Origin of the sequence: Streptomyces sp. NPDC021100, from assembly GCF_044333095.1 — a bacterium.
Taxonomy (GTDB): Bacteria; Actinomycetota; Actinomycetes; order Streptomycetales; family Streptomycetaceae; genus Streptomyces.
The window spans coordinates 55,210-75,873 of the sequence record NZ_JBIRQH010000017.1 but is presented as its reverse complement, the minus strand read 5'-3'; the positions used below and the strand labels follow the sequence as shown (position 1 = coordinate 75,873).

General features: G+C 75.2%; 16 protein-coding genes and 1 other RNA gene. 2 read left to right on the top strand and 15 right to left on the bottom strand.

The features are described from left to right. Nucleotide 1 precedes the first annotated feature (1 nt). The 5 genes from ACH4PU_RS26540 to ACH4PU_RS26520 all read right to left on the bottom strand — a co-directional run bounded on the left by ACH4PU_RS26540 (nt 2) and on the right by ACH4PU_RS26520 (nt 7,129). A complete protein-coding gene (locus tag ACH4PU_RS26540) occupies nt 2–2,521 on the bottom strand; it encodes a 2Fe-2S iron-sulfur cluster-binding protein (RefSeq protein ID WP_398276953.1) in 2,520 nt (839 codons plus the stop codon). Then, on the bottom strand, nt 2,518–3,444 hold the full coding sequence (locus ACH4PU_RS26535) for an FAD binding domain-containing protein (RefSeq protein ID WP_398276950.1): 927 nt from the start codon (nt 3,442–3,444) through the stop codon (nt 2,518–2,520). The genes ACH4PU_RS26540 and ACH4PU_RS26535 overlap by 4 nt, the downstream gene beginning before the upstream one ends. Before the next feature lie 669 nt (nt 3,445–4,113). Beyond that, nucleotides 4,114–5,760: a beta-N-acetylhexosaminidase gene (locus tag ACH4PU_RS26530; protein ID WP_398276947.1), complete on the bottom strand. Its 1,647-nt coding sequence runs from the start codon at nt 5,758–5,760 to the stop codon at nt 4,114–4,116. 354 nt (nt 5,761–6,114) lie between these two features. After that, nucleotides 6,115–6,405 (bottom strand): DUF3039 domain-containing protein, encoded by a 291-nt coding sequence (locus ACH4PU_RS26525; RefSeq protein WP_078588184.1) that lies wholly within the window; start codon nt 6,403–6,405, stop codon nt 6,115–6,117. Between the two features lie 97 nt (nt 6,406–6,502). Then, entirely contained in the window at nt 6,503–7,129 is a 627-nt protein-coding gene (locus tag ACH4PU_RS26520; protein WP_398276943.1) for a YqgE/AlgH family protein, read from the bottom strand. A gap of 272 nt (nt 7,130–7,401) precedes the next feature. Between ACH4PU_RS26520 and murA the strand changes: the two genes are divergently transcribed. Beyond that, the gene (murA, locus tag ACH4PU_RS26515) at nt 7,402–8,736 is read left to right on the top strand and encodes a UDP-N-acetylglucosamine 1-carboxyvinyltransferase (protein WP_398276940.1); all 1,335 of its coding nucleotides are present in this window, start codon (nt 7,402–7,404) and stop codon (nt 8,734–8,736) included. A 339-nt stretch (nt 8,737–9,075) separates the two neighbouring features. Here the strand turns inward: murA and ACH4PU_RS26510 are convergent, their stop codons facing one another. The 6 genes from ACH4PU_RS26510 to ACH4PU_RS26485 all read right to left on the bottom strand — a co-directional run bounded on the left by ACH4PU_RS26510 (nt 9,076) and on the right by ACH4PU_RS26485 (nt 16,756). Beyond that, nucleotides 9,076–9,357 (bottom strand): HU family DNA-binding protein, encoded by a 282-nt coding sequence (locus tag ACH4PU_RS26510; protein WP_004951951.1) that lies wholly within the window; start codon nt 9,355–9,357, stop codon nt 9,076–9,078. 302 nt (nt 9,358–9,659) lie between these two features. Beyond that, nucleotides 9,660–11,093: an NAD-dependent malic enzyme gene (locus ACH4PU_RS26505; RefSeq protein ID WP_185944186.1), complete on the bottom strand. Its 1,434-nt coding sequence runs from the start codon at nt 11,091–11,093 to the stop codon at nt 9,660–9,662. A 566-nt stretch (nt 11,094–11,659) separates the two neighbouring features. Next, nucleotides 11,660–13,987, bottom strand: a complete 2,328-nt coding sequence (locus tag ACH4PU_RS26500; protein WP_398277243.1) for a HelD family protein — start codon at nt 13,985–13,987, stop codon at nt 11,660–11,662. Between the two features lie 127 nt (nt 13,988–14,114). Next, entirely contained in the window at nt 14,115–14,828 is a 714-nt protein-coding gene (locus ACH4PU_RS26495) for a CGNR zinc finger domain-containing protein (protein ID WP_398276936.1), read from the bottom strand. Nucleotides 14,829–14,989: 161 nt separating this feature from the next. Continuing rightward, nucleotides 14,990–15,223, bottom strand: coding sequence for a hypothetical protein (locus ACH4PU_RS26490; protein WP_398276933.1), 234 nt, complete (start codon nt 15,221–15,223; stop codon nt 14,990–14,992). 543 nt (nt 15,224–15,766) lie between these two features. Then, nucleotides 15,767–16,756 (bottom strand): LysR family transcriptional regulator, encoded by a 990-nt coding sequence (locus ACH4PU_RS26485; protein ID WP_398276930.1) that lies wholly within the window; start codon nt 16,754–16,756, stop codon nt 15,767–15,769. A gap of 84 nt (nt 16,757–16,840) precedes the next feature. Here ACH4PU_RS26485 and ACH4PU_RS26480 point away from each other — a divergent pair, with 84 nt between their 5' ends. Next, a complete protein-coding gene (locus tag ACH4PU_RS26480) occupies nt 16,841–16,981 on the top strand; it encodes a hypothetical protein (RefSeq protein ID WP_398276927.1) in 141 nt (46 codons plus the stop codon). A 10-nt stretch (nt 16,982–16,991) separates the two neighbouring features. Here ACH4PU_RS26480 and ACH4PU_RS26475 read toward each other — a convergent pair whose 3' ends face one another. From ACH4PU_RS26475 to ACH4PU_RS26460, 4 genes are all read right to left on the bottom strand, one after another. Beyond that, nucleotides 16,992–18,296 carry a hypothetical protein gene (locus ACH4PU_RS26475; RefSeq protein ID WP_398276924.1) on the bottom strand — a complete coding sequence of 435 codons (1,305 nt, stop codon included), beginning with the start codon at nt 18,294–18,296 and terminating at the stop codon, nt 16,992–16,994. Nucleotides 18,297–18,466: 170 nt separating this feature from the next. After that, nucleotides 18,467–18,836, bottom strand: a transfer-messenger RNA (tmRNA) gene (gene ssrA, locus ACH4PU_RS26470). A 104-nt stretch (nt 18,837–18,940) separates the two neighbouring features. Then, a complete protein-coding gene (smpB, locus tag ACH4PU_RS26465) occupies nt 18,941–19,450 on the bottom strand; it encodes an SsrA-binding protein SmpB (RefSeq protein ID WP_398276920.1) in 510 nt (169 codons plus the stop codon). Between the two features lie 18 nt (nt 19,451–19,468). After that, on the bottom strand, nt 19,469–20,620 hold the full coding sequence (locus ACH4PU_RS26460; RefSeq protein WP_398276917.1) for a S41 family peptidase: 1,152 nt from the start codon (nt 20,618–20,620) through the stop codon (nt 19,469–19,471). Nucleotides 20,621–20,664: the final 44 nt, after the last annotated feature.

Below are 20,664 nucleotides of genomic sequence, written 5' to 3'. Positions count from 1 at the left end.
GTCATGCCGTCGCCTTTCCACTGCCGCCGTCGTGCGGCCCCGTCTGGTGCGGGATGCGTCCCGTCGCCGAGTCCTGTTCCCCGGGCGCCTGCTGGGCCTCGTCGAGCGCCGCGGCCGCCTCGGCGCGCTCGTCGGCGACCTGGCGGACGGCCTCCAGGACCCCCCGGTACCCCGAGCAGCGGCAGAGGTTGCCGCAGATGGCCTGGCGGGTCTCCAGTTCCGTGGGGGCGTGGTTGCCCTCCAGGAGGTCGTGGACCGTCATCGCCAGACCGGGCACGCAGAAGCCGCACTGCACGGCGCCGCAGTCGGCGAGCGCGCGCTGGACGTCGGAGGGCTGCCCGTCCTGGGCCAGCCCCTCGACCGTCCGCACCTCCGAGCCGGCCGTCAACGCGGCGGGCACCAGGCAGGAGGCCACCAGCCGGCCGTCCACCTGCACCGAACACGCGCCGCACTCGCCCTGCGAGCAGCCGTCCTTGGCGCCGGCCAGACCGAGGCGCTCGCGCAGGACGTAGAGCAGGGACTCGCCGATCCACGCGTCGGTGACCGGCCGGTCGGTGCCGTTGACGCGCAGGACGTACGAGGCGCAGGGGTGCTCGGTGGCGGGCGCCTGCGGCTCGTCGAGCGCGGAGGGGGCGGGAAGGTCGGCGGGGTCCGCCGGGTCCGCGGGGACGCCCGGGCCGGTGCCTTCCGGGGGGACGGAGGAGGCGTCGGACGGGTCCGGGGAGGCGGGCGCGTCGAACGGGCCGGGCGGCTCGGGCTGTTCGAGCTGCTCGTGGGGCGCGCCGGGGGCGCCTTCCTCGGGCAGGTGCTCGACGGGTGCGGGCGCGGCGTGCGGGGCGGGCGCGTCGCGCGGTACGGGCGCGGCGGCGTCCGGTCCCGGCGCGGGCTCCCGCCCGGCGGGCGGCTCGTGCCCCGCCTCCGCCGGGTCACCGGCGGCAGCGATCCCGTGTTCTCCGTACTCCCTGTGGGCCCCGTGCTCCCCGTGGTCCGCGGACGCGTGCGGCTGCTCCGGGCCGTGTCCCGGTACGGACTCGGCGGCGTGCGCCAGGAGTTCGGCGTGCGGCACGGCCTCGGGAGCCGCACCGGAAGCGTCGTGCGGCGCGGCGAGCCCGTGCTGCCGGTACCCGCCGTGCGCGTCCTGCGTGTCGTGCGCATCGTGGGCGTCGCGGCCCTGATGCCCGTTCGCGTGCGGGGCGGCGGCAGGGGCGCCCGGAACGTCGGTCACCACCTCCCACGCGCCACTGACCGCCTGTTCGCCCGTATCGGTGACGTTCGTGGCGTCCGTACCGGGCCGTGGCGTCAACCCGTCGCCCGGGTACGCGTTCACCCGGTACTCCCCCGACGCGTCGGGCGTGTCGCCCGCCGTCGCGGGGGCGGCCGGCACCGACCACGGTCCGGTCGGCCCGGCGTGGTCGGCCGCGTCGGCGGAAGGCGCCGGGGACACGGGCACACCGGCCCCGTCCGTCCCCTCCGTACCGCCGCCCAGGGGCTGGTGCCAGGCGCCGGTGTCGGCGGAACCGGGCGCGGGCGCGGGCCACTCCACCGCCGGCTGCGCGGCGGCGGGCGCGGCGCCCGCCCCGTGCGGGGCGGCGTGCAGCGCGTACTCGCCGGACTCGTCGACCGGGTCGTCCCCGGCCGCCGGGACCGACCACTGCCCGGTGGAACCGCTCTGCGCGGCGGCGTCCGGCTCCACGCCGGGCGGGTACGGCAGCGGCCACTGCGCGGTGTCCTGCAGCCCGCCGGAACCGTCGGAACCGTCGGGACCGCCGGCCGCGCCCGGCGCGGCGGGGGCCGGGGAGCCGTCGGGACCGCCGGCCACGGGTACGCCGGAGCCGTACGTGCCGCCGGGCCCGTACGCGTCCGCCGCGTACGCCTCGGCACCGTACCCCTCACCGCCGTGGACGTCGCCATCCTGCCCGTCGGCGCCGGGCACGCCGGAGCCGTACGTGTCGGTGGTGCCGGGGCCGGGACCGTACGCGTCCGCGGGCGCGGCCCACTCCGCCGGCCCGTCGACCATGCCGGAGACGTACGGGCCGGCCGGCCAGTCGTCGTGCTCGGGCTGCGCCGCGCGCCCGGCGTCCCCGGGGCGCGCGCCGGCTTGCTGCGGCACGGACGCGCCCTGGTGCTGCTGCGGACCCGCCTGCTGGTGCTGCTGATGGTGCGCCACGGACTGGTGGGGCACTGTCTGCTGGACACCGGGCTGGTGGACACCCGGCTGGTGCTGCGCCCCGCCCTGCTGACCGCCCTGGGGGTAGCCGGCGCCGCCCGGGTGCTCCTGACCGCCCGCCGGATACTGCGGCACCGCGTCCCAGGAGGACGCCGCCGCGGGCGGCGCGTACCCCGTCCCGGGCGCGGCCAGCGGCGCCCAGCCGGTGTTCGCGCCGGTGCCCGGGTGCGCCAGCAGTTCGGGCGGGAGCTGGACGAACGCCGTGCCCTCCGCGTCGATCTCCGCCCCGCGCGGCATGGGCTGCCAGCCGCCCTCGACGGGCGTCCGGGCGTGTCGCTGCTGATCGTCACTCACGCGAGTGCCCTCCCCAGTGCTCGGCGGGCCAGAGTCGCCACGGTACGCCGCAGATGCAGCACGGCCGGCGGCAGGGTACCTTCTCCCGGCGCCTGGACGGCGTGGCCGGTGCCGTCGTCGGCACCCTGCGGGCCCGGCGGCGGGTCGGGGATGCAGGCGGCGGCCACGTAGTCGCCGAAGGCGGCCAGCGCCTCGGGGGCCAGGGTCCGTTCGCCGTCCCAGTCGATGAGCGAGGCGACCCAGTGCTCGGCGTCGTACGGGCGCAGCGGCATCGGCGCGACCGCGCCGACCGCGCACCGGACCATCCGCCGGGCCGGGTCCAGGACCACCGCGACGGAGGCGGTGGCGCGGCCGGGGCCGGTCCGGCCGGTGGCCTTCAGGAAGGTCTGCGGGGCGTGCAGCAGCGGGACGCGGACGTAGCCGATGAGCTCGCCCGGGTGCAGCAGTTCGATCCCGGCGAGCAGCCTGCCGACCGGGATCTCGCGCCGCCCGCCGGGGCCCGCGATGACGAGGGACGCCTCCAGGGCCGCGAGGACGGGCAGCGCGTCGCCGGTCGGCGCGGCGGAGGCGATGTTGCCGCCGAGGGTGCCCGCGTTGCGGATCTGCGGGGGTCCGGCGGCGCGGGCGGCGGCGGCGAGCGCGGGGATGAGGGCGGCGAAGTCCGGCCGGCCCATGCGGGCGTGGGTCAGTCCGGCGCCGAGCAGGGCGTGGCCGTCCTGGTACTGCCAGCCGCGGATCTCGCTGATGCGCCCGAGGCCGACGAGCGCGGCGGGGCGCAGCAGGCCCGAGTTGACCGCTGCCATGAGATCGGTGCCGCCCGCGACGGGCACGGCGGCGGGCATGGCGGCCAGCGCCGCCACGGCCTCGTCGAGCGAGCCCGGCAACGTCACCGTGTGCGCCGCCTGCGGTGCGTGCGTGGTCAACCCAGCTGCCCCTTCCCCGGTGGTCCCGGCTGTTCCGGCCGTCGCGCCGGCATTCCGCCGTACGGTACGTGCTCACGGTCCGGACGTGGCAACTCTGGCACATCTTCCGAGCCCGCCGTCGCGAGGGTCCGCGAACCGCCGCCCTTCCCCGCCCGTCCCGCCCGCCCCGGAGCGGCGGGCGCGGGGACCACCGGGCACGCCGCCCGAACGCGCCCGGGCCGCGGCGGTGTCACGGCCCGGGGGACGAACGCCCGGGCGCGTCGCGGCCGGAGGCCCCGCGGCACCCGCCCGGGCGCGGCACGGCACGCACCGGGGACGGGACCCGGCAGCGGAAGGCGCCGGCCGGCCGGAGGTGTTCCGCCCCCGGCGGACGAGGACGTTCCGACCGCCGCCGAGGCGGCACGCGGGCGCCTCGCGGCACGCGGGGTCCCGGCGGTTCCGGTCGGCCCGGTCGCCCCAGTGGGCCCGGTCGCCCCGGTCATCGTCTCGTCATCGTCTCGGCTGCCGCTCCGGCCTTCGTCCACGTCCCGCTACGCCCCGCCCCGCCACTCCCCGCCCACCATGGCGGCATATGACCGTCTTTGACCATGCCTTGTACGACTTACGGCGGTGTGCGGAGGTCCACCGTGCCAGGGCCGCACCGGGCGGACCGAGACCTTCCGCTCCACGTCACACGATCGGGGGCGCCCCCTCGATCGGGCGTCCGAGCAGCCCGGGCCGGCGCTGCCAGGGACGGGGACCGCCGGGCGGCCGGTAGGCCACGCCCAACGCGTCCAGCCGCCGGTAGTGGACGGCCATGCGCTGTTCGAAGTGGGCGAAGTCCCGTTCGGCGGGCGGCGGGAGGGCCGACCACACCGCCTCGGCGAAGGCCGCCAGCCGGGGGAACGCCTGGTAGTCGAGGCGCTGCTGGTCCTCCATCACCTCCGTCCAGAGGTTGGCCTGGGCCCCGAGGACACGCCCGGCCTCCTCCGCGGTGAGCTCGGGCGGCACCGGCTCGAAGCGGTAGACGTCCTCCAGGGTGCGGACCCAGCCGATGGGCACGGGCTCGTCCGGCCCCGGGGCCTGCCGGTGGTCGAGGTAGACCTGCTGTTCGGGGCACATGACGACGTCGTGCCCGGCCCGGGCCGCGGCGACGCCGCCCGCGTAGCCGCGCCAGGACGCCACGGCGGCGCCCTCCGCCAACCCGCCCTCCAGGATCTCGTCCCAGCCGATCGGCCGCCGCCCCCGCGCGGCGAGCCAGCGGTCGAAGTGCCGGATGAACCAGCTCTGGAGCTCCTTCTCGTCGGCCAGCCCCTCGGCCGCCATCCGGGCCCGCGCCGTCGGCGACGCCTTCCACTGGTCCTTGGGGCACTCGTCACCGCCGATGTGGACGAAGCGCGAGGGGAAGAGGTCGAGGACCTCGGTCAGCACGTTCTCGTAGAAGGCCAGGGTGGCGTCCGTCGGGGCGAGCACGTTCGGGCTGACGCCCCAGGTGTCCCAGACGCCGAGGGCGGCGGTGTCGACGACGTCGGCGTTGCCGAGCTCGGGGTACGCGGCGATGGCGGCCTGCGAGTGGCCGGGCAGGTCGATCTCGGGCACGACGGTGACGTGCCGCTCGGCGGCGTACGCGACGATCTCGCGGAGGTCGTCCTTGGTGTAGTGGCCGCCGTGCGGCCGCTCGTCCCAGAGCGGCGACGCCCGGTGCCCGAGCTTCGTCCGGGACCGCCAGGCGCCGACCTCGGTCAGCCGCGGGTAGCGCTCGATCTCGACGCGCCAGCCCTGGTCGTCGGTCAGGTGCAGGTGCAGGACGTTGAGTTTGTGCGCGGCGAGCAGGTCGAGGAAGCGGAGGACGCCGTCCTTGGGGACGAAGTGCCGGGCCACGTCGAGCAGGGCGCCGCGCCAGCCGAAGCGCGGCGCGTCCTGGACGCTGACGCACGGGACGTGCCACTCCCGCCGCGCCGCGACGGGTGCCCGCCGGAAGGCGTCGGGGCCCAGCATCTGACGGAAGGTCTGGGCGGCCCAGAAGAGCCCGGCCGGATCGGCGCCGTCGAGGAAGACGCCGTACCCGTCGATGACGATCCGGTAGCCCTCCGGCCCCAGCTCGCCGGCCACCCGCGGGTCGATGCGCAGGACGAGGTGGTTGTGGTGGTCGTCGCCGTCGGGCAGCGGCAGCCCGGTGGCGGCCCCGACCGTGGCGCGCAGCCAGCGGGCGGTGCCCTCGGTGCCCGGGCCGGCGTTGATCCCCGTCTCCTCGTCCAGCACCTCCAGCCCTTTGCCGGGCGGGACCCAGGTGAAGCGGCGCGGCGCGGGGACGAGCCCGGTCTCGGTGTCGCTCATGGCAGCCTTTCCGGCAGGGGGTCCTGGTCCGGTTCTCCGGAACGGATCCTCTCCCGGAACCGATGGTCTGGACCAGACCCCGGCCGACTCGGGCCCGCCGTACGCCGCACCCCGCACCGGTGCGAATCCGATCACCCCCTCACGCCCACGCCGTCGCCCCTTCACCGCCGCGAACGCGCGACGGCTCCCCGGCCGCGGACGGTGACGCGGCGGGGAGCCGTGGAGCGAGACGGGAACCCGCCCGCCGGACGGGCCGGCGGCTCGGGGGCCGAGGCGAGGTGGGACGAGGGGCCGGGGCACGGGGGGCGGTACGTACCGCGGGCCACCGCCCGCCACGCACCGCCCGTCCGGGGGCTACTTCTTGTCGCCGCCCTTGCCGCCCTTGTCGTCCCCGCCGGCGCCCATGCCCTCGAAGATCTCCTTGCACATCGGGCAGACCGGGTACTTCTTGGGGTCGCGCCCGGGCACCCAGACCTTGCCGCAGAGGGCGACGACCGGGGAGCCGGAGAGCGCGCTCTCCATGATCTTGTCCTTCTGGACGTAATGGGCGTAGCGCTCGTGGTCGCCGTCGCCGTGCGACACCTGCGGTGTCGGCTCTACGAGGGTGCCTGTACCTGCCCCGCGCTCGGGCTCGAGAGTGCTCATGGTCCCCAAGGGTACTGGGGAGCGGCACGGTCGGCGGAGGCTCGGGGGACGCGGCGTCCGGCGGCCGCCGCGTCCCCGGTCCACACCGCCCCGCGCCTCAGTTCAGACTGGGATCGTCCGGATAGGTCGCGACCATGGCCAGCTCGTTCCGCTGCCGCCGGAGCACCGACCGCCAGAGCCGGGACGGATCGGGGGACGAGACGTCGCCCGGCTCGGACTCCACCACGTACCAGGCGCCCTCCACCAGCTCCTCCTCCAGCTGCCCGGGCCCCCAGCCCGAGTACCCGGCGAAGATGCGCAGCGAGCCGACGGAGGAGCCCAGCAGCTCGGGAGGGGCCTCCAGGTCGACGAGGCCGATGGCGCCGTGCACCCGCCGCCAGCCCGCGGGGTCGCCCCGGCCCGGGCGGCGCGCGGGGCCGGAGCCGGGCGGGCCGCCGGCGGGGGTGTCCTTGCCGGGCTCGTCGCCGGGGACGACGGCCACGCCGAGCGCCGAGTCCAGCGAGACGGGTCCGCCCTGGAACACCACGCCCGGCTCGCCGGCCAGCGCGGCCCACGACGCGAGGATGTCGCCCACGCCGACCGGCGTGGGCCGGTTGAGGACCACGCCGAGCGAGCCCTCCTCGTCGTGGTCGAGCAGCAGCACGACCGCGCGGTCGAAGTTCGGGTCCGCCAGCGCCGGGGTCGCGACCAGCAGCCGCCCTGTGAGCGAGGACACCTCCGTCATGGCGACATGATCCCGCATTCCGGGCCCGCGGGAGCCCCCGAAAGGGACGAAAAACCGGCCGGTACGAAGCGTTCCGGAGCACGGGGGAGGGGGCGCGCCGGGAGACGCTCATTACCGGTGCCCGACGATAACCGGTAGCGACCACTCCGTTAACGCAGCGTGTTGTGACAAACCCATGACGTGCCAAGGCCCCCCTCGGGGCGGCATCAGGCCCCTCCGGTCGCATTACCCTTTCTTCTTGCCCCCTGCCCAACTCCAGGAACGCGAGATCCATGACCGGCCCTGACGATGTCCTGCTTGTCCACGGCGGTACCCCGCTCGAGGGCGAGATCCGTGTCCGCGGTGCGAAGAACCTCGTGCCGAAGGCCATGGTCGCCGCCCTGCTCGGCAGCGGCCCCAGCCGCCTGCGCAACGTCCCCGACATCCGTGACGTGCGGGTCGTCCGCGGTCTGCTGCAGTTGCACGGCGTGACCGTGCGCCCCGGCGACGAGCCGGGCGAGCTGGTTCTCGACCCCTCGCACGTGGAGAGCGCGAACGTCGCCGACATCGACGCGCACGCCGGCTCCTCGCGCATCCCGATCCTCTTCTGCGGCCCCCTGCTGCACCGCCTCGGCCACGCCTTCATCCCGGGCCTGGGCGGCTGTGACATCGGCGGCCGGCCCATCGACTTCCACTTCGAGGTGCTGCGCCAGTTCGGCGCCACCATCGAGAAGCGCGAGGGCGGGCAGTACCTGGAGGCCCCGCAGCGGCTGCGCGGCACCAAGATCCAGCTCCCGTACCCGTCGGTCGGCGCGACCGAGCAGGTGCTGCTGACGGCCGTGCTGGCGGAGGGCGTCACCGTCCTGTCCAACGCGGCCGTGGAGCCGGAGATCGAGGACCTCATCTGCGTGCTGCAGAAGATGGGCGCGATCATCTCCATGGACACCGACCGGACGATCCGGATCACCGGTGTCGACTCGCTCGGCGGCTACAACCACCGCGCGCTCCCCGACCGCCTGGAGTCCGCCTCCTGGGCGAGCGCGGCGCTCGCCACCAAGGGCAACATCTACGTCCGCGGCGCCAGCCAGCGCGAGATGATGACCTTCCTCAACACCTACCGCAAGGTCGGCGGCGCCTTCGAGATCGACGACGAGGGCATCCGCTTCTGGCACCCCGGCGGCGAGCTCAACGCCATAGCGCTGGAGACGGACGTCCACCCCGGCTTCCAGACCGACTGGCAGCAGCCGCTCGTCGTCGCCCTGACCCAGGCGTCCGGCCTGTCCATCGTCCACGAGACGGTGTACGAGTCCCGGCTGGGCTTCACCTCCGCCCTCAACCAGATGGGCGCCCACATCCAGCTCTACCGCGAGTGCCTCGGCGGCTCCGCCTGCCGCTTCGGCCAGCGGAACTTCCTCCACTCGGCGGTCGTCTCCGGCCCGACGAAGCTGCAGGGCGCCGACCTGGTCATCCCCGACCTGCGGGGCGGCTTCTCCTACCTGATCGCGGCGCTGGCCGCGGACGGGACGTCGCGGGTGCACGGGATCGAGCTGATCAACCGCGGGTACGAGAACTTCATGCAGAAGCTGCAGGATCTGGGCGCGAACGTGGAGCGTCCACTGGGAGCGTGACGGCTCGTCCGCCGTGGGGGCGGGGCGGGGGTGGGATGCCCCTGTCCCGCCCCTTCGCCGTTTCCTGGGGCTGCGCCCCAGACCCCCTTTTCGCGGCTTCGCCGCTCGTCCTCAAACTCCCCCAGAGGGGGCACCCCCAACGGGCTGAAATCAGCCCGTCCGGCGCTTGAGGACAACCGCGCGGAGCGCGGTTTCGGGGGTGTGGGGGCTCGCCCCCGCAAGAAACGGTGAAAGGGCGGGCCAGGGGCACAGCCCGCCGCAGGCGCCCGCGCAGCGCCGCGCACGCGAAAGGGCGGCCGCCCCCGCCCGGGGAACGGCCGCCCTCCGGCGTCCGAAGGCTTACTTGCCCTTCGCGGCTTCCTTGAGCTTGGAGCCCGCGGAGACCTTCACGCTGTAACCGGCAGCGATCTGGATCGGCTCGCCCGTCTGCGGGTTACGGGCGGTGCGAGCGGCACGGTGGGTGCGCTCGAAGGTCAGGAAGCCGGGGATGGTCACCTTCTCGTCGCCCTTGGCGACGACCTCACCGACGGTCTCGGCGAGGGCGGCCAGAACGGCGTCGGCGTCCTTGCGGGTCACCTCGGCACGGTCGGCCAGAGCGGCCACCAGCTCACTGCGGTTCATGTTGTACTCCCGTGTCTTTCTTGCCAATGAGGCGTGAGATCGAAGCCGATGCTGCCAGGGCCCTCGGACAGTCCCCGGACCCGGGTCCGCCACTAGATCCCTCGCGCCCCGGGGGGTGCCCCCTGGACGGAGTCCTCGGGGGAGCATCCTGCCCCCACCAGTGGTGGGAAAGCCAATCCGGCACCCTGGAGAGTCACACGGAAAGCGCCACAGCCTCGGAGGGGGCCGCGTTTCCGCGGCCCGTTCACTGCCCGACACCCTATGGGGGCCGTAGGAGCGCCGCGTCACGCGACGCGCCGTGGTCAGGCCGTCGTGGCGGCCGTCACAGCCACTCCGGCGGCCTTCGCGGCCTCGCGGACGGCCCCGGCGACCGCGCCCGCGACCTTCTCGTTGAAGACGCTCGGGATGATGTAGTTCGCGTTCAGCTCGTCCTCGGCGACGACGTCGGCGAGGGCGCCGGCGGCGGCCAGCATCATCTCGGTGTTCACGGTGCGCGACTGGGCGTCCAGGAGGCCGCGGAAGACGCCCGGGAAGACCAGCACGTTGTTGATCTGGTTGGGGAAGTCCGAGCGGCCCGTGGCGACCACGGCGGCCGTCTGGCGGGCGATCGCCGGGTCGACCTCGGGGTCGGGGTTGGCGAGCGCGAAGACGATCGCGCCGTCGGCCATGGCGGCCACGTCCTCGGCGCCGAGGACGTTGGGGGCCGAGACGCCGATGAAGACGTCGGCGCCGCGCACGGCCTCCTTGAGCGTCCCGGTGATGCCCTCGGGGTTGGTGTTGTCGGCGATCCAGCGCAGCGCCGAGCCCGGGTCGGCGGAGACCAGGTCCTCGCGGTCGGCGTGGACGACGCCGTGGATGTCGGCGACGACGGCGTGCTTGACGCCGGCGGCGATCAGCAGCTTGAGGATGGCCGTACCGGCCGCGCCGGCGCCGGACATGACGACCCGTACGTCGCCGATGGACTTCTCGACCACGCGGAGCGCGTTGGTCAGGGCGGCGAGCACGACGATGGCGGTGCCGTGCTGGTCGTCGTGGAAGACCGGGATGTCGAGGGCCTCGCGCAGCCGGGCCTCGATCTCGAAGCAGCGGGGCGCGGAGATGTCCTCCAGGTTGATGCCCGCGAAGCCGGGGGCGATGGCCTTGACGATCTCGACGATGGCGTCGGAGTCCTGGGTGTCCAGGCAGATCGGCCAGGCGTCGATGCCGGCGAAGCGCTTGAAGAGGGCCGCCTTGCCCTCCATGACGGGCAGCGCGGCCTTGGGGCCGATGTTGCCCAGGCCGAGCACCGCGGAGCCGTCGGTGACCACCGCGACGGAGTTGCGCTTGATGGTCAGGCGGCGGGCGTCCTCGGGGTTCTCGGCGATGGCCATGCAGACGCGGGCGACGCCCGGCGTGTAGACCATGGAGAGGTCGTCGCGGTTGCGGATGGGGTGCTTGGACGCCATCTCGATCTTGCCGCCGAGGTGCATCAGGAAGGTCCGGTCGGAGACCTTGCCGACGCTGACACCCTCGATGCCGCGCAGCTTCTGCACGATCTCGTCGGCGTGGGCGGTGGACGTCGCGGCGACGGTGACGTCGATCCGCAGCTTCTCGTGGCCGGAGGCGGTGACGTCGAGGCCGGTCACCGATCCGCCGGAGGACTCCACGGCCGTGGTGAGCTGGCTGACCGCGGTACCGCCGGCGGGCACCTCCAGTCGGACCGTCATCGAGTACGAGACGCTAGGCGCCGTTGCCATGGCCGCTTTCCCCTGCTTTCGCTGATTGCGTTGTTCCGCGCGCCCGGGCGTGCGGTCCGGCCGGGGCCGTCCCCCGCCGGGCGACATCCGATCGTCGCACCTACCGGCCGGTAGACGGTAACCAGCACCGTCTTTCCGGAAGGTGGGTTTCACCATATGAGAGCGCCATGAGCGCCCTCGGGGCCGCCCACCTGGGCGGATCCCCGCCTTCCCATCATGCGCCGACCCCGTTAAACCGCAGGCAAAGCCCGCACGGACGGCACCGGACACGACTGAACACGACCGAAGACGAACGGGCGGTTCCCTCCTGAGTCTTCGGAGGGAACCGCCCGTCGTGCGGAAGGTTCAGCGGCACCGGCCCGCCATGCTCGCCTCGCGGCAAGTGGTCGCTCGAAGCGACTAAGGTTGGGCCCGGGGGCTTGGATCGAGCCGGTGCCGTATTCAGGCTAACAAACGCCTCCCGGAAGTCATTCCCGGTACCGGGAGTTCCGCCGGAACCGGCCGGACGACCATCCGGGCGGCGTACGGCACTTCGGCCGTCCGCCATCCCCGGGCCGCCGGACGGCTCAGTCCCGCAGCAGGTCCGGCACCCCGTCCGCGTCCGGCTCGTCGCGCTTCCCCGCCAGCACCGTCAGCCGCTGCGTGGCGCGGGTCAGGGCCACGTACAGGACGCGCAGCCCGGCCGGGGACTCGTCGGCGATCTCGGCCGGCGTGACGACGACCGTCGCGTCGTACTCCAGCCCCTTGGCCTCCAGGCTGCCCAGCGCCACCACCCGGTCGCCGAGACCGGCCAGCCAGGCCCGGGCCTCGGCCCGCCGGCCCATGGGCACGACGACGCCGACCGTCCCGTCCACCTCGGCCAGCAGGTGCTCCGCCTCCGCGCGGACGGACGCGGCGAGGTCGCGGCCCGCGACCGCGAAGCGCGGCTCGACGCCCGTGGAGCGGACGGCGGACGGGGACTCCATCCCCGGCATGGCCAGCGCCAGCACCTTCGACGCCAGTTCGGCGATCTCGGCCGGGTTGCGGTAGTTCACGGTGAGCCGGAAGCGGCGGCGGGGGCGGGTGCCCAGCGCCTCGTCCCGGGCCGCGGCGGCCTCGTCCGGGTCGGACCAGGACGACTGGGCCGCGTCGCCGACGATCGTCCAGGTGGCGTGGCGGCCCCGGCGGCCGACCATCCGCCACTGCATCGGCGTCAGGTCCTGCGCCTCGTCGACGATGACGTGCGCGTAGTCGCGGCGCTCCTGCGCCAGCCGCTCCGCCCGCTCGCGGCGGCTCTCCATCCGCTCGGGCATCAGCTCCTCCAGGCCGGAGAGCTGGTCGAGCGGGTCGAGCTCACGGGGCCTGCGGGGCCGGGCCGGGGTGCCGAGCAGCGTCTCCAGCTCGTCCAGCAGCGCCACGTCGTGCACCGAGAGCGGACCCTTGCCGTCCGCGTCCAGCCGGCCCAGCGAGCGGGCCAGCTGCCGCACCTCGCGCGGGTTGAGCACCCGGCGGGCCCAGCGCCCGAGCCGCCGCTCGTCGGCGAGCAGCGCCAGCACCTGACGGGGCGCCAACTCCGGCCACCAGGCGGCCAGGAAGGTCAGGAAGTCGTCCTCGGTGGTGATGTCCTCGTCGAACGCCGCGCGGGCCTCCGCGGCCATCTCCGGGTCGGTGTACCGCTTGGGGCCGCCCGCGCGGGACCACAGGGCGTCCAGCAGCAGCCGGCGCGCGCGGGGCCGCAGCAGGTTGACGGGGGCGGTGCCGCCGAGCGCGGACTGCCGGATGCGGTCCAGGTCCTCGGGGCCCAGCTCGACGCGGGCGCCGAAGGCGACGACGCGCAGCCGGTCCGGGACGGCCCCGTCGCGCGGGACGTCGAGGGCACCGCGCGCGGCCTTGCGGAGCACCTTGAGCATGCGCGAGGAGCCCTTGATCCGGGCCACGGCCGGCTCGTCGTAGGTGTCCGCCTCCGCGCCGTCCACCAGCGAACCGAGGGCGCGGATGGCGACCTGGCCCTCCTCGCCCAGCGACGGCAGCACGCCCTCGGTGTACGCGACGAGCAGCGGCGTCGGCGAGACGATCAGGATGCCGCCCGCGTAGCGTCTGCGGTCCTGGTAGAGCAGGTAGGCGGCGCGGTGCAGGGCCACCGCGGTCTTGCCGGTGCCCGGGCCGCCCTCGACCTCGGTCACCGAGGCGGCGGGGGCGCGGATCACCAGGTCCTGCTCGGCCTGGATCGAAGAAACGATGTCCCTCATGGTGTGGCTGCGGGCCTGGCCGAGCGCGGCCATCAGGGCGCCGTCGCCGACCACCGGCAGCGCGGCGCCGTCCAGGGTCGCCCGGAGCTCCGGGCGGAGCAGGTCGTCCTCGACGCCGAGCACCCGGCGGCCCTTGGAGCGGATCACCCGGCGGCGCACCACACGGCCGGGCGCCACCGGCGTCGACCGGTAGAAGGGCGCGGCGGCGGGCGCCCGCCAGTCGATGACGAGCGGCGAGTAGTCGGCGTCCAGGACGCCGATGCGGCCGATGTGCAGCGTCTCGGCGATCTCGGCCCGGTCGTCGCGGACGGCGTCGTCGGCGGGCTCGACCGAGGTGTACGCGCCGTCGGGCCCCTTCTTGCGGTCCTTGCCGCGCAGCAGGTCGATGCGGCCGAAGAGGAAGTCCTCGAACTCGCTGTTCAGCCGGTTGAGGTGGACCCCGGCGCGGAACACCTGGGCGTCCCGTTCGGCGAGCGCCCCCGGCGTCCCCACCTGGCCGCGCTTGGCGGCGTCGTCCATGAGGAACTCGGCCTCGTGGATCTTCTCCTCGAGGCGCCGGTACACCCGGTCCAGATGGTGCTGCTCGGCACCGATCTCACGGTCACGGATCCCGTCCGGATGCGTGGTTCCCCCACCGTTCCCGGCGTTCTGCGGATCCGTCGCCACCTGCGCGCGTGTGGCGTTCTGCGCGGCCACCCAGGCCCCCTTCTGTGTGCGTAGGGCAGCCTTCAACCGTACGCGAACAGGGGTACCTAGCGCACCTGTCAGGACATGAGAGGTTTGGCACGGTCGGTCATGGCTTGACGGGGTGCGGCGACGGCCTAACGTCCGCGCCGCCGGGCCCGGTTGCGGACGCCTCAGCGGTGGCGCCCGGCTCTCGCGCCCCTTCTCTCGCTCCTTCTTGTGCTCCCTCGCCGTTCATCACCCGGCGGCGGTGCCGGGCCACGCGCTCCCGGTTGCCGCAGACCTCGCTGGAGCACCAGCGGCGCCGCCGGCCCCGGGAGGTGTCCAGGTAGAGGAGGGTGCAGCTCTCGCCCTCGCACTGGCGCAGCAGGCCGCGGACGGCCGGATCGGTGAGCAGCTCCACCGCGTCCCGGGCCACCAGGGACACCAGCGCCGCGCAGTCGGGCGGGCCGGCGACGGTGCGGACGAGACCGCCGTCGGCGCCCCGGACGGCCCGCGGGGCGGGCGGGGGCTCGGCGGCGAGGGCGTTGACCTGTGCGAGGTCCGCCTCGGCGGCGTGCTCCGGACCGTCCACGGCCTCCGCGCGGACGACGCGGTGCAGCAGGTGGCGCAGGGCGTGGAAACGCCCGAGCCAGCCGGCGTCGACGGCCTCCAGCGGCGTGCCCGGCGGTACGACCCGGGCGCCCAGCAGCCAGGCGCGCAGCCGCTCGGGGGTGCCGAGCCGCTCCCCGGGACCGTCGCCGGGCCGCCCCACCCCGGTGGCCACCAGGTCCAGGCAGAGCCGCCCGGAGTCGAACCGCAGGTCGTGGGAGGCCGCCGCCATCTGCCTGTCACCTTTTCCCTGGGGAGCCCTGTGCGGAGCTGCGCCGCGCGGAGAGATGCGCCACCCCACAGGGTGCCCGGCCGGACGCCCGGCCGGAACCCCCACGACCGGCGGACACGCCACCGTGGCGGCCTCCGCGCGGATGGGCCTCCGCCCCGGCGTCAGCCGCGCAGGAACCCGTCGCCGTGGACGGCGATATGGGCCTCCAGGGCGTTGAGGGCGTCCTGGGTCGCCTGGCCGCTGCCCTTGCCGCGCTGCTCGGCGTAGTAGGCGGCGCCGAGCTTCTTCAGCAGCTCGGCGCCCGCCCGTTGGGCCTGCACCTCGTCGACCTTCTGCTTGCCTTGCTGCAACGCCTGCTGGGCCTGTTCCTTCGCCCGGTCGAGGAATCCCGCCATGTCGGCCTCCGTGGCACGAGTGGAGCACGCTTCGGTCCGGCGGCTCCGGCCGGACGGTTCGGCTCCGGACCGGATCACCGGGGCAATTGTCGGCCGCCGCACCGCCGGGCGGCAACCGCCGCCGATCATCCGCCGGAGCACGCGCCGGGCGTCGGCGCCACCCGCCGGGGGGACGCGAGCCCGGCCGGGGCCGTCGTCCGCGCCGGGTGACGCTGACGCGGCCGGGCGCCGCATACGGGCACCCGGCGCCGTACGCGGCCGGGCGCCGGTGGCCCACCGCGTCCCCGTCCACGCCCCGTCGGCCGCGGCCGACGCGGTAAGGCGCCGCGGCCGACACGGTAGGGCGCCGCGGCCGACGCGGTAGGGCGCTGCCCGGCTCCGGCACGACGCCCGAGGCGGTCGCCTCTCGCGACGCGCGCGGGGGCGGCGGGCACCGCCTACCGCCACGGCCACGGCCGCCCGCGGCAGGCGACGGGCCGGCCGGTGGCGGCCCCAGACCGTCCGGGGGGCGCCGTCACCCCGCCGTCGTCCGCCGCCTCCCCTTCAAACGGCGGCAACGCCGTCCGCCGCCCCCGCGCACCCGCCCATCAGCGCCGCGTCCTCCGCCGGGAGCCATGCCCCGGGCGGGCGTTCCAGCCAGCGTTCCTCCGGGAAGCCCGAGGCGGCGGTGAGGAGGGCGTCGAGTCCGGGGTGGCGGAGGCCCTTGCGCCAGACCATCGAGACCGGGGAAAGGGGTACCGGGTCGGTGAGGGGGCGCAGGACCATCCCGGGCACCTTCAGGAACTCGGTGCCCGCCAGCACCGACCACCCCCGCTTGCGCACGACACGCACGAACTCCTCGTCCCCCTCCAGTTCGGGGAAGGGCTCGGCCATCGCGATGCCGCGGCCCTCGAAGAGGCGGCGGGCCAGGTCGGTCCACTCGGCGGTGGCCGGGTTGCCGGCGGCGGCGTACAGGGTCTCGCCGCGCAGCGCCTCCAGGGGTACGGTCGCGCGGGCCGCCAGCCGGTGGCCGTCGGGCAGCAGGACGGCCATCCGCTCGTACCGTACGGGCCGGTGCTCCAGCGCCGTCCTGACCTCCACCGGCAGCCCCGCCACCCGGCCGAAGGCGACGTCCAGCCGTCCCGCCAGGATCGCGGCGGCGGCGCCGGTGAGGCCGCTGTGGTGGCGGGCGACCAGCTCCACCCGGGGCGCGGCGGCGCGGGCCCGGACGACGATCCGGTGGGCGGTGCTCACCGGGGAGACGACGTCCACCAGCAGCGGGCGCTCCTCGCGCGCCCAGGCCGCCGCCAGTTCGTCCTGCGCGGCGAGCACGCGCCGGGCGTACGGCAGCAGCCGCGCGCCCTCCGCCGTCAGCGTCACCGCCCGCGTCGTGCGGCTGAACAGCTGTGCGCCCAGCCGATGTTCGAGCCGGCGGACGTCCCGGCTGAGCGCCTGCTGCGCGAGGTGGAGCCGGGCGGCGGCCCGGGTGAAGTGCAGTTCGTCGGCGACGGCGGCGAAGGCTCGCAGCAGGCGCGGCTCGATGTCGTGCGGCATGCGGCGCAGTCAACAACAAGAGTGCGTGAATGGCCATCGATCAGGTGTTGGACCACGCCCGGCGTCCGGCGCGAGGCTGATCACATGACCGCCCACCTCCTCTTCCTCGCCGCCCCTCCCCGCCACTCCGACGCCGCGCCGCCCCGCGGCCGGACGCCCCTGCTCCGCCGGCTCCGCACGGCGCGGGCCGGCGGAAAGAAGCCCGCCCCCACCGACCCCCGTTAATCGCTCGCCGTTAATCGATCGTCCGCGCCCGGCGCCGCCGGACCAGCACGGCACCCAGCACCGCCGCGCCGGCCACCCCTCCGCCGGCCCCCGCCAGCGCGGCCACCGGAACGCCGGACCCGCCGCTTCCGCCCGCTTCCGCGGCCCGTCCGCCCCGGCCGTCGGCCGCGCTCACGGCGGGCCGTATGTCGTCACCCGGCCGCTCGGCGCCGCTGCTCCCGGTACCGGTACCGGTACCAGTGCCGGTGCCCGTACCGATGCCGGTGCCGGTGACCAGCAGCCGCCCCGTCTTCCGCACCCGCCCGTGATGGCTCACCACCGTCACCGGGTACGCGCCCGGGCCCAGCGCCCGGCGGATGCGTGCCGGCCCGAAGTAGCGCGGATCGTCGCCGTCGCCCGCCTTGCTGTCGTCGCGCCGGAGCGGGACCGGCGTCTCGAAGGCCGGGGACGTCGCCGTCAGCCGGCCGTCCTCGCCGGGGTCGGGCGACGCGTCGCGCCACAGGACGTTGACCGTCCCGCCGGCGCCCACCCGCTGCCCGTCCGTACGGGCCCGTTCCGGCGTGCCGGGGACGGTGAAGAAGGCGGGCCCGCGCGCACGGCCCAGGTAGTCGCCGTCGCCGGGGCGGGCGGCGCGCACCACGAGCCGCGCCTCGCGCAGCGCCCGGCCGCCCGGGCCGGCGAGCGTCACCTTGTACGTGCCGTCCTTGGCGCCGAGCGGCAGCGTCACCGAGGCGCCGAACATCCGCGGGTTGTTCCAGTGGGTGCCCCTGGGGTCGTGGACCAGCCGCACGGGCGCCGGGAAGACCGGCGAGCGGACCGTGAAGGAGGTGCCGCGCTCCCCCGGGTACAGATCGTCGTACCAGAGGCCGACCCGCTCCCCCGGCCGCAGTGCCCCGCCCCCGCCCGCCACCTGGAACAGCGGCGGCTTCGGCGCCCGCACCCGCACCAGGTCCTCGGCCACCGTCCGGCCGCCGACCCGGACGGTCAGCGGGTACGCGCCGGGGCGGGCGGACGGGGCGACGGCGGGCCGCGCGTGGTGCCCCTGCCCGGTGTCCGGCGCCCGTCCGCCGTAGGGCGCGAGGCGCACCGGCCCGCGGAAGGCCGGCGAGTGGGCGGTCACGGCGGCGCCCGCCCGGACGCCCTGCACGTCGATGTCGACCAGCTCCCCCGGCCGGTTCTCGAACGCCCCGTTGACGAGCACGTGGACGGTCCCGCGGCCGGGCCCGTCGGCGGCCGCCGCCCCGGCGGCCCCCACCAGCAGCACCGCCCCCGCACCGGCCGCGACCGTGGCGGCCGCTCGGACGATCCTCTTCATGGCGCCACCCCCCTCTGTCTCTGGAAGAGGGCCGCCGGGGCCCTCCGGTTGCGCTGCTTCCTGCCATGGAACCACTCGGGTACGACATCGGGCATCGGGCACGGCCCGGGCCGGGGTACGGCAAAGGCCCCACCGCCGGGGCGGTGGGGCCTTTGCCTCACATGGGTGATCTGTGGAGATGGCGGGAATCGAACCCGCGTCCAACGGTGCGGAATCAGGGCTTCTCCGAGCGCAGTCCGCTGCGATTTTCTCGGCCCCGGAGATCACGCGGACAAGTCTCCGACGGGCTCAGTCACTGTTTGGTTTCCCACCAGGCCCCGTGACCGGACCTAGTGGTTTAGTCCCCTAGCTGATGCCAGGATCCGGGTCGGGAACATCCCCGGGCTGACACTTCGCAAGTCGCTACTTAGGCAGCGAGGGCGAAGGAATCGCGCTTGGTGTTGGCGATTATTGGTTGCGACATATGGTTTACGAGATCATTGCCGCTTCCTCGGCTCGCTTCCCCTGCTTCGACATCCGCTGTCGAAACCGATCATCCCCATGTTGTTTTTTCAACGTGCAACCCACGGTGGGGCGTGCGCTGCCCATCGTACGTGACCAACGCCGAGCGGTGCCAGCGCATTCCCGGAGGTCCCCCCAGGGGACTACCGGGCCGCCTGCGCGCGCTGACGCCGACGGGCGGCGGAAATGGCGCGGTCTGCCTCGCGGCGGTCCGTCTTCTCCCGCAGCGTCTGCCGCTTGTCGTACTCCTTCTTGCCCTTGGCCAGCGCGATCTCGACCTTGGCCCGGCCCGACGTGAAGTACAGCGCCAGGGGCACGATCGTGTGACCGGTCTCGTCGGCCTTCGAGGACAGCTTGTCGATCTCCGCGCGGTGCAGCAGCAGCTTGCGCTTGCGGCGCGCGCTGTGGTTCGTCCACGTCCCCTGGGCGTACTCGGGGATGTGCACGTTGTGCAGCCACGCCTCGCCGCCGTCGATCTGCACGAAGCCGTCCACCAGCGAGGACCGGCCCTGCCGCAGCGACTTGACCTCGGTGCCGGTCAGCACCATGCCGCACTCGTACGTGGTGATGATGTGGTAGTCGTGCCGCGCCTTCTTGTTCTGCGCGACGAGCTTGCGCCCGGGTTCCTTGGGCTGCTTCTGCTGCTTTCCCATAGTGCGGTCATTCTCGCACTAGGCCCCCGGGCCGAGGCCACCCAATACCGCGCGGGCCCGGGGCTCCGCGTCCCCGTGGACGACCAGGTCCGGGGTGATCCCGCGGCCGTCGACGGCCTGTCCCGAGGGGGTGCGCCAGTGGCCGACGGTCTGCTCGGCGACCGAGCCGTCGGGAAGCGGCCGGGGCATCTGGACCGAGCCCTTGCCGAACGTCCGGGAGCCGACGACGACGGCCCGCCCCCGGTCCTGGAGGGCGCCGGCCAGCAGCTCGCCGGCGCTCATGGTGCCCCCGTCGACGAGGACGACGAGCGGGCGTCTCGTGTCGCCGCCCGGACGCGCCTCCAGGGCCCGCTGCCGGCCGTGCACGTCGTACGTGGCGACGAGCCCGCCGTCGAGGAAGGCGGAGGCGCTGGTGACGGCCTCGGTGACCAGCCCGCCCGAGTTGCCGCGCAGGTCGAGCAGGACGCCCTCGCGCGGCCCCGCGCCCCGGACCGCGGCCCGTACCTGCTTCCCGGTGCCGTGGGTGAACGACTCCACCTTGATCCGGGTGCCGGCGGCGGGCCCGTCCCGGAAGCGTTCGGCGACGACGCTGCGGGTGCGCAGCCGCGCGCGGCGCAGGGTGCTCTCCCACTCCCGGCCGCCGTCCCGCGCCAGGCCGAGGGTGACGGGCGTACCGCTGCCCGACGGGCCGCCGCGCAGCCGGGCGACGACCTCGGTGACCGGCCGCCCGGTCACCTCCGTGCCGTCCACCGACCGCAGCCGGTCCCCCGGGGCGATCCCGGCCCGGGCGGCGGGGCCGCCGCGCTCGACGCCGTCGACCTCCATCCGCCCGTCGGCGGCCCGGCGCACGGAGAGCCCGACGCCGACGTACTCGCCGCGCAGGGCGCGCTGGAAGCCCTCGTACTCGGTGGCGCTGTAGACCCCGCCCCAGCGGTCCGCGGAGCGCCCGGTGTTCGCGGGGGCGCGGACGGGCGGCCGGGCGCTCTTCGCGTGCGCTGCCGGGGCGGACGGGCGCGGGGCGCGGGCCGCCGCGGGCAGCGGCCCGCCGCGGGCGTCCGCGCCCCAGGAGCCGGTGGCCGCCCCGGTCGCCAGCGCCCCGGCGAAGACCAGCGTCAGGACCGCGCCGCGCCGGTGACGGCGGTGCGGTACGAACATCGTCGGGCCGGACATGCGCGAGAGTCTAGGACACCGCCGGGCGCCGTACGGGGAGTTGA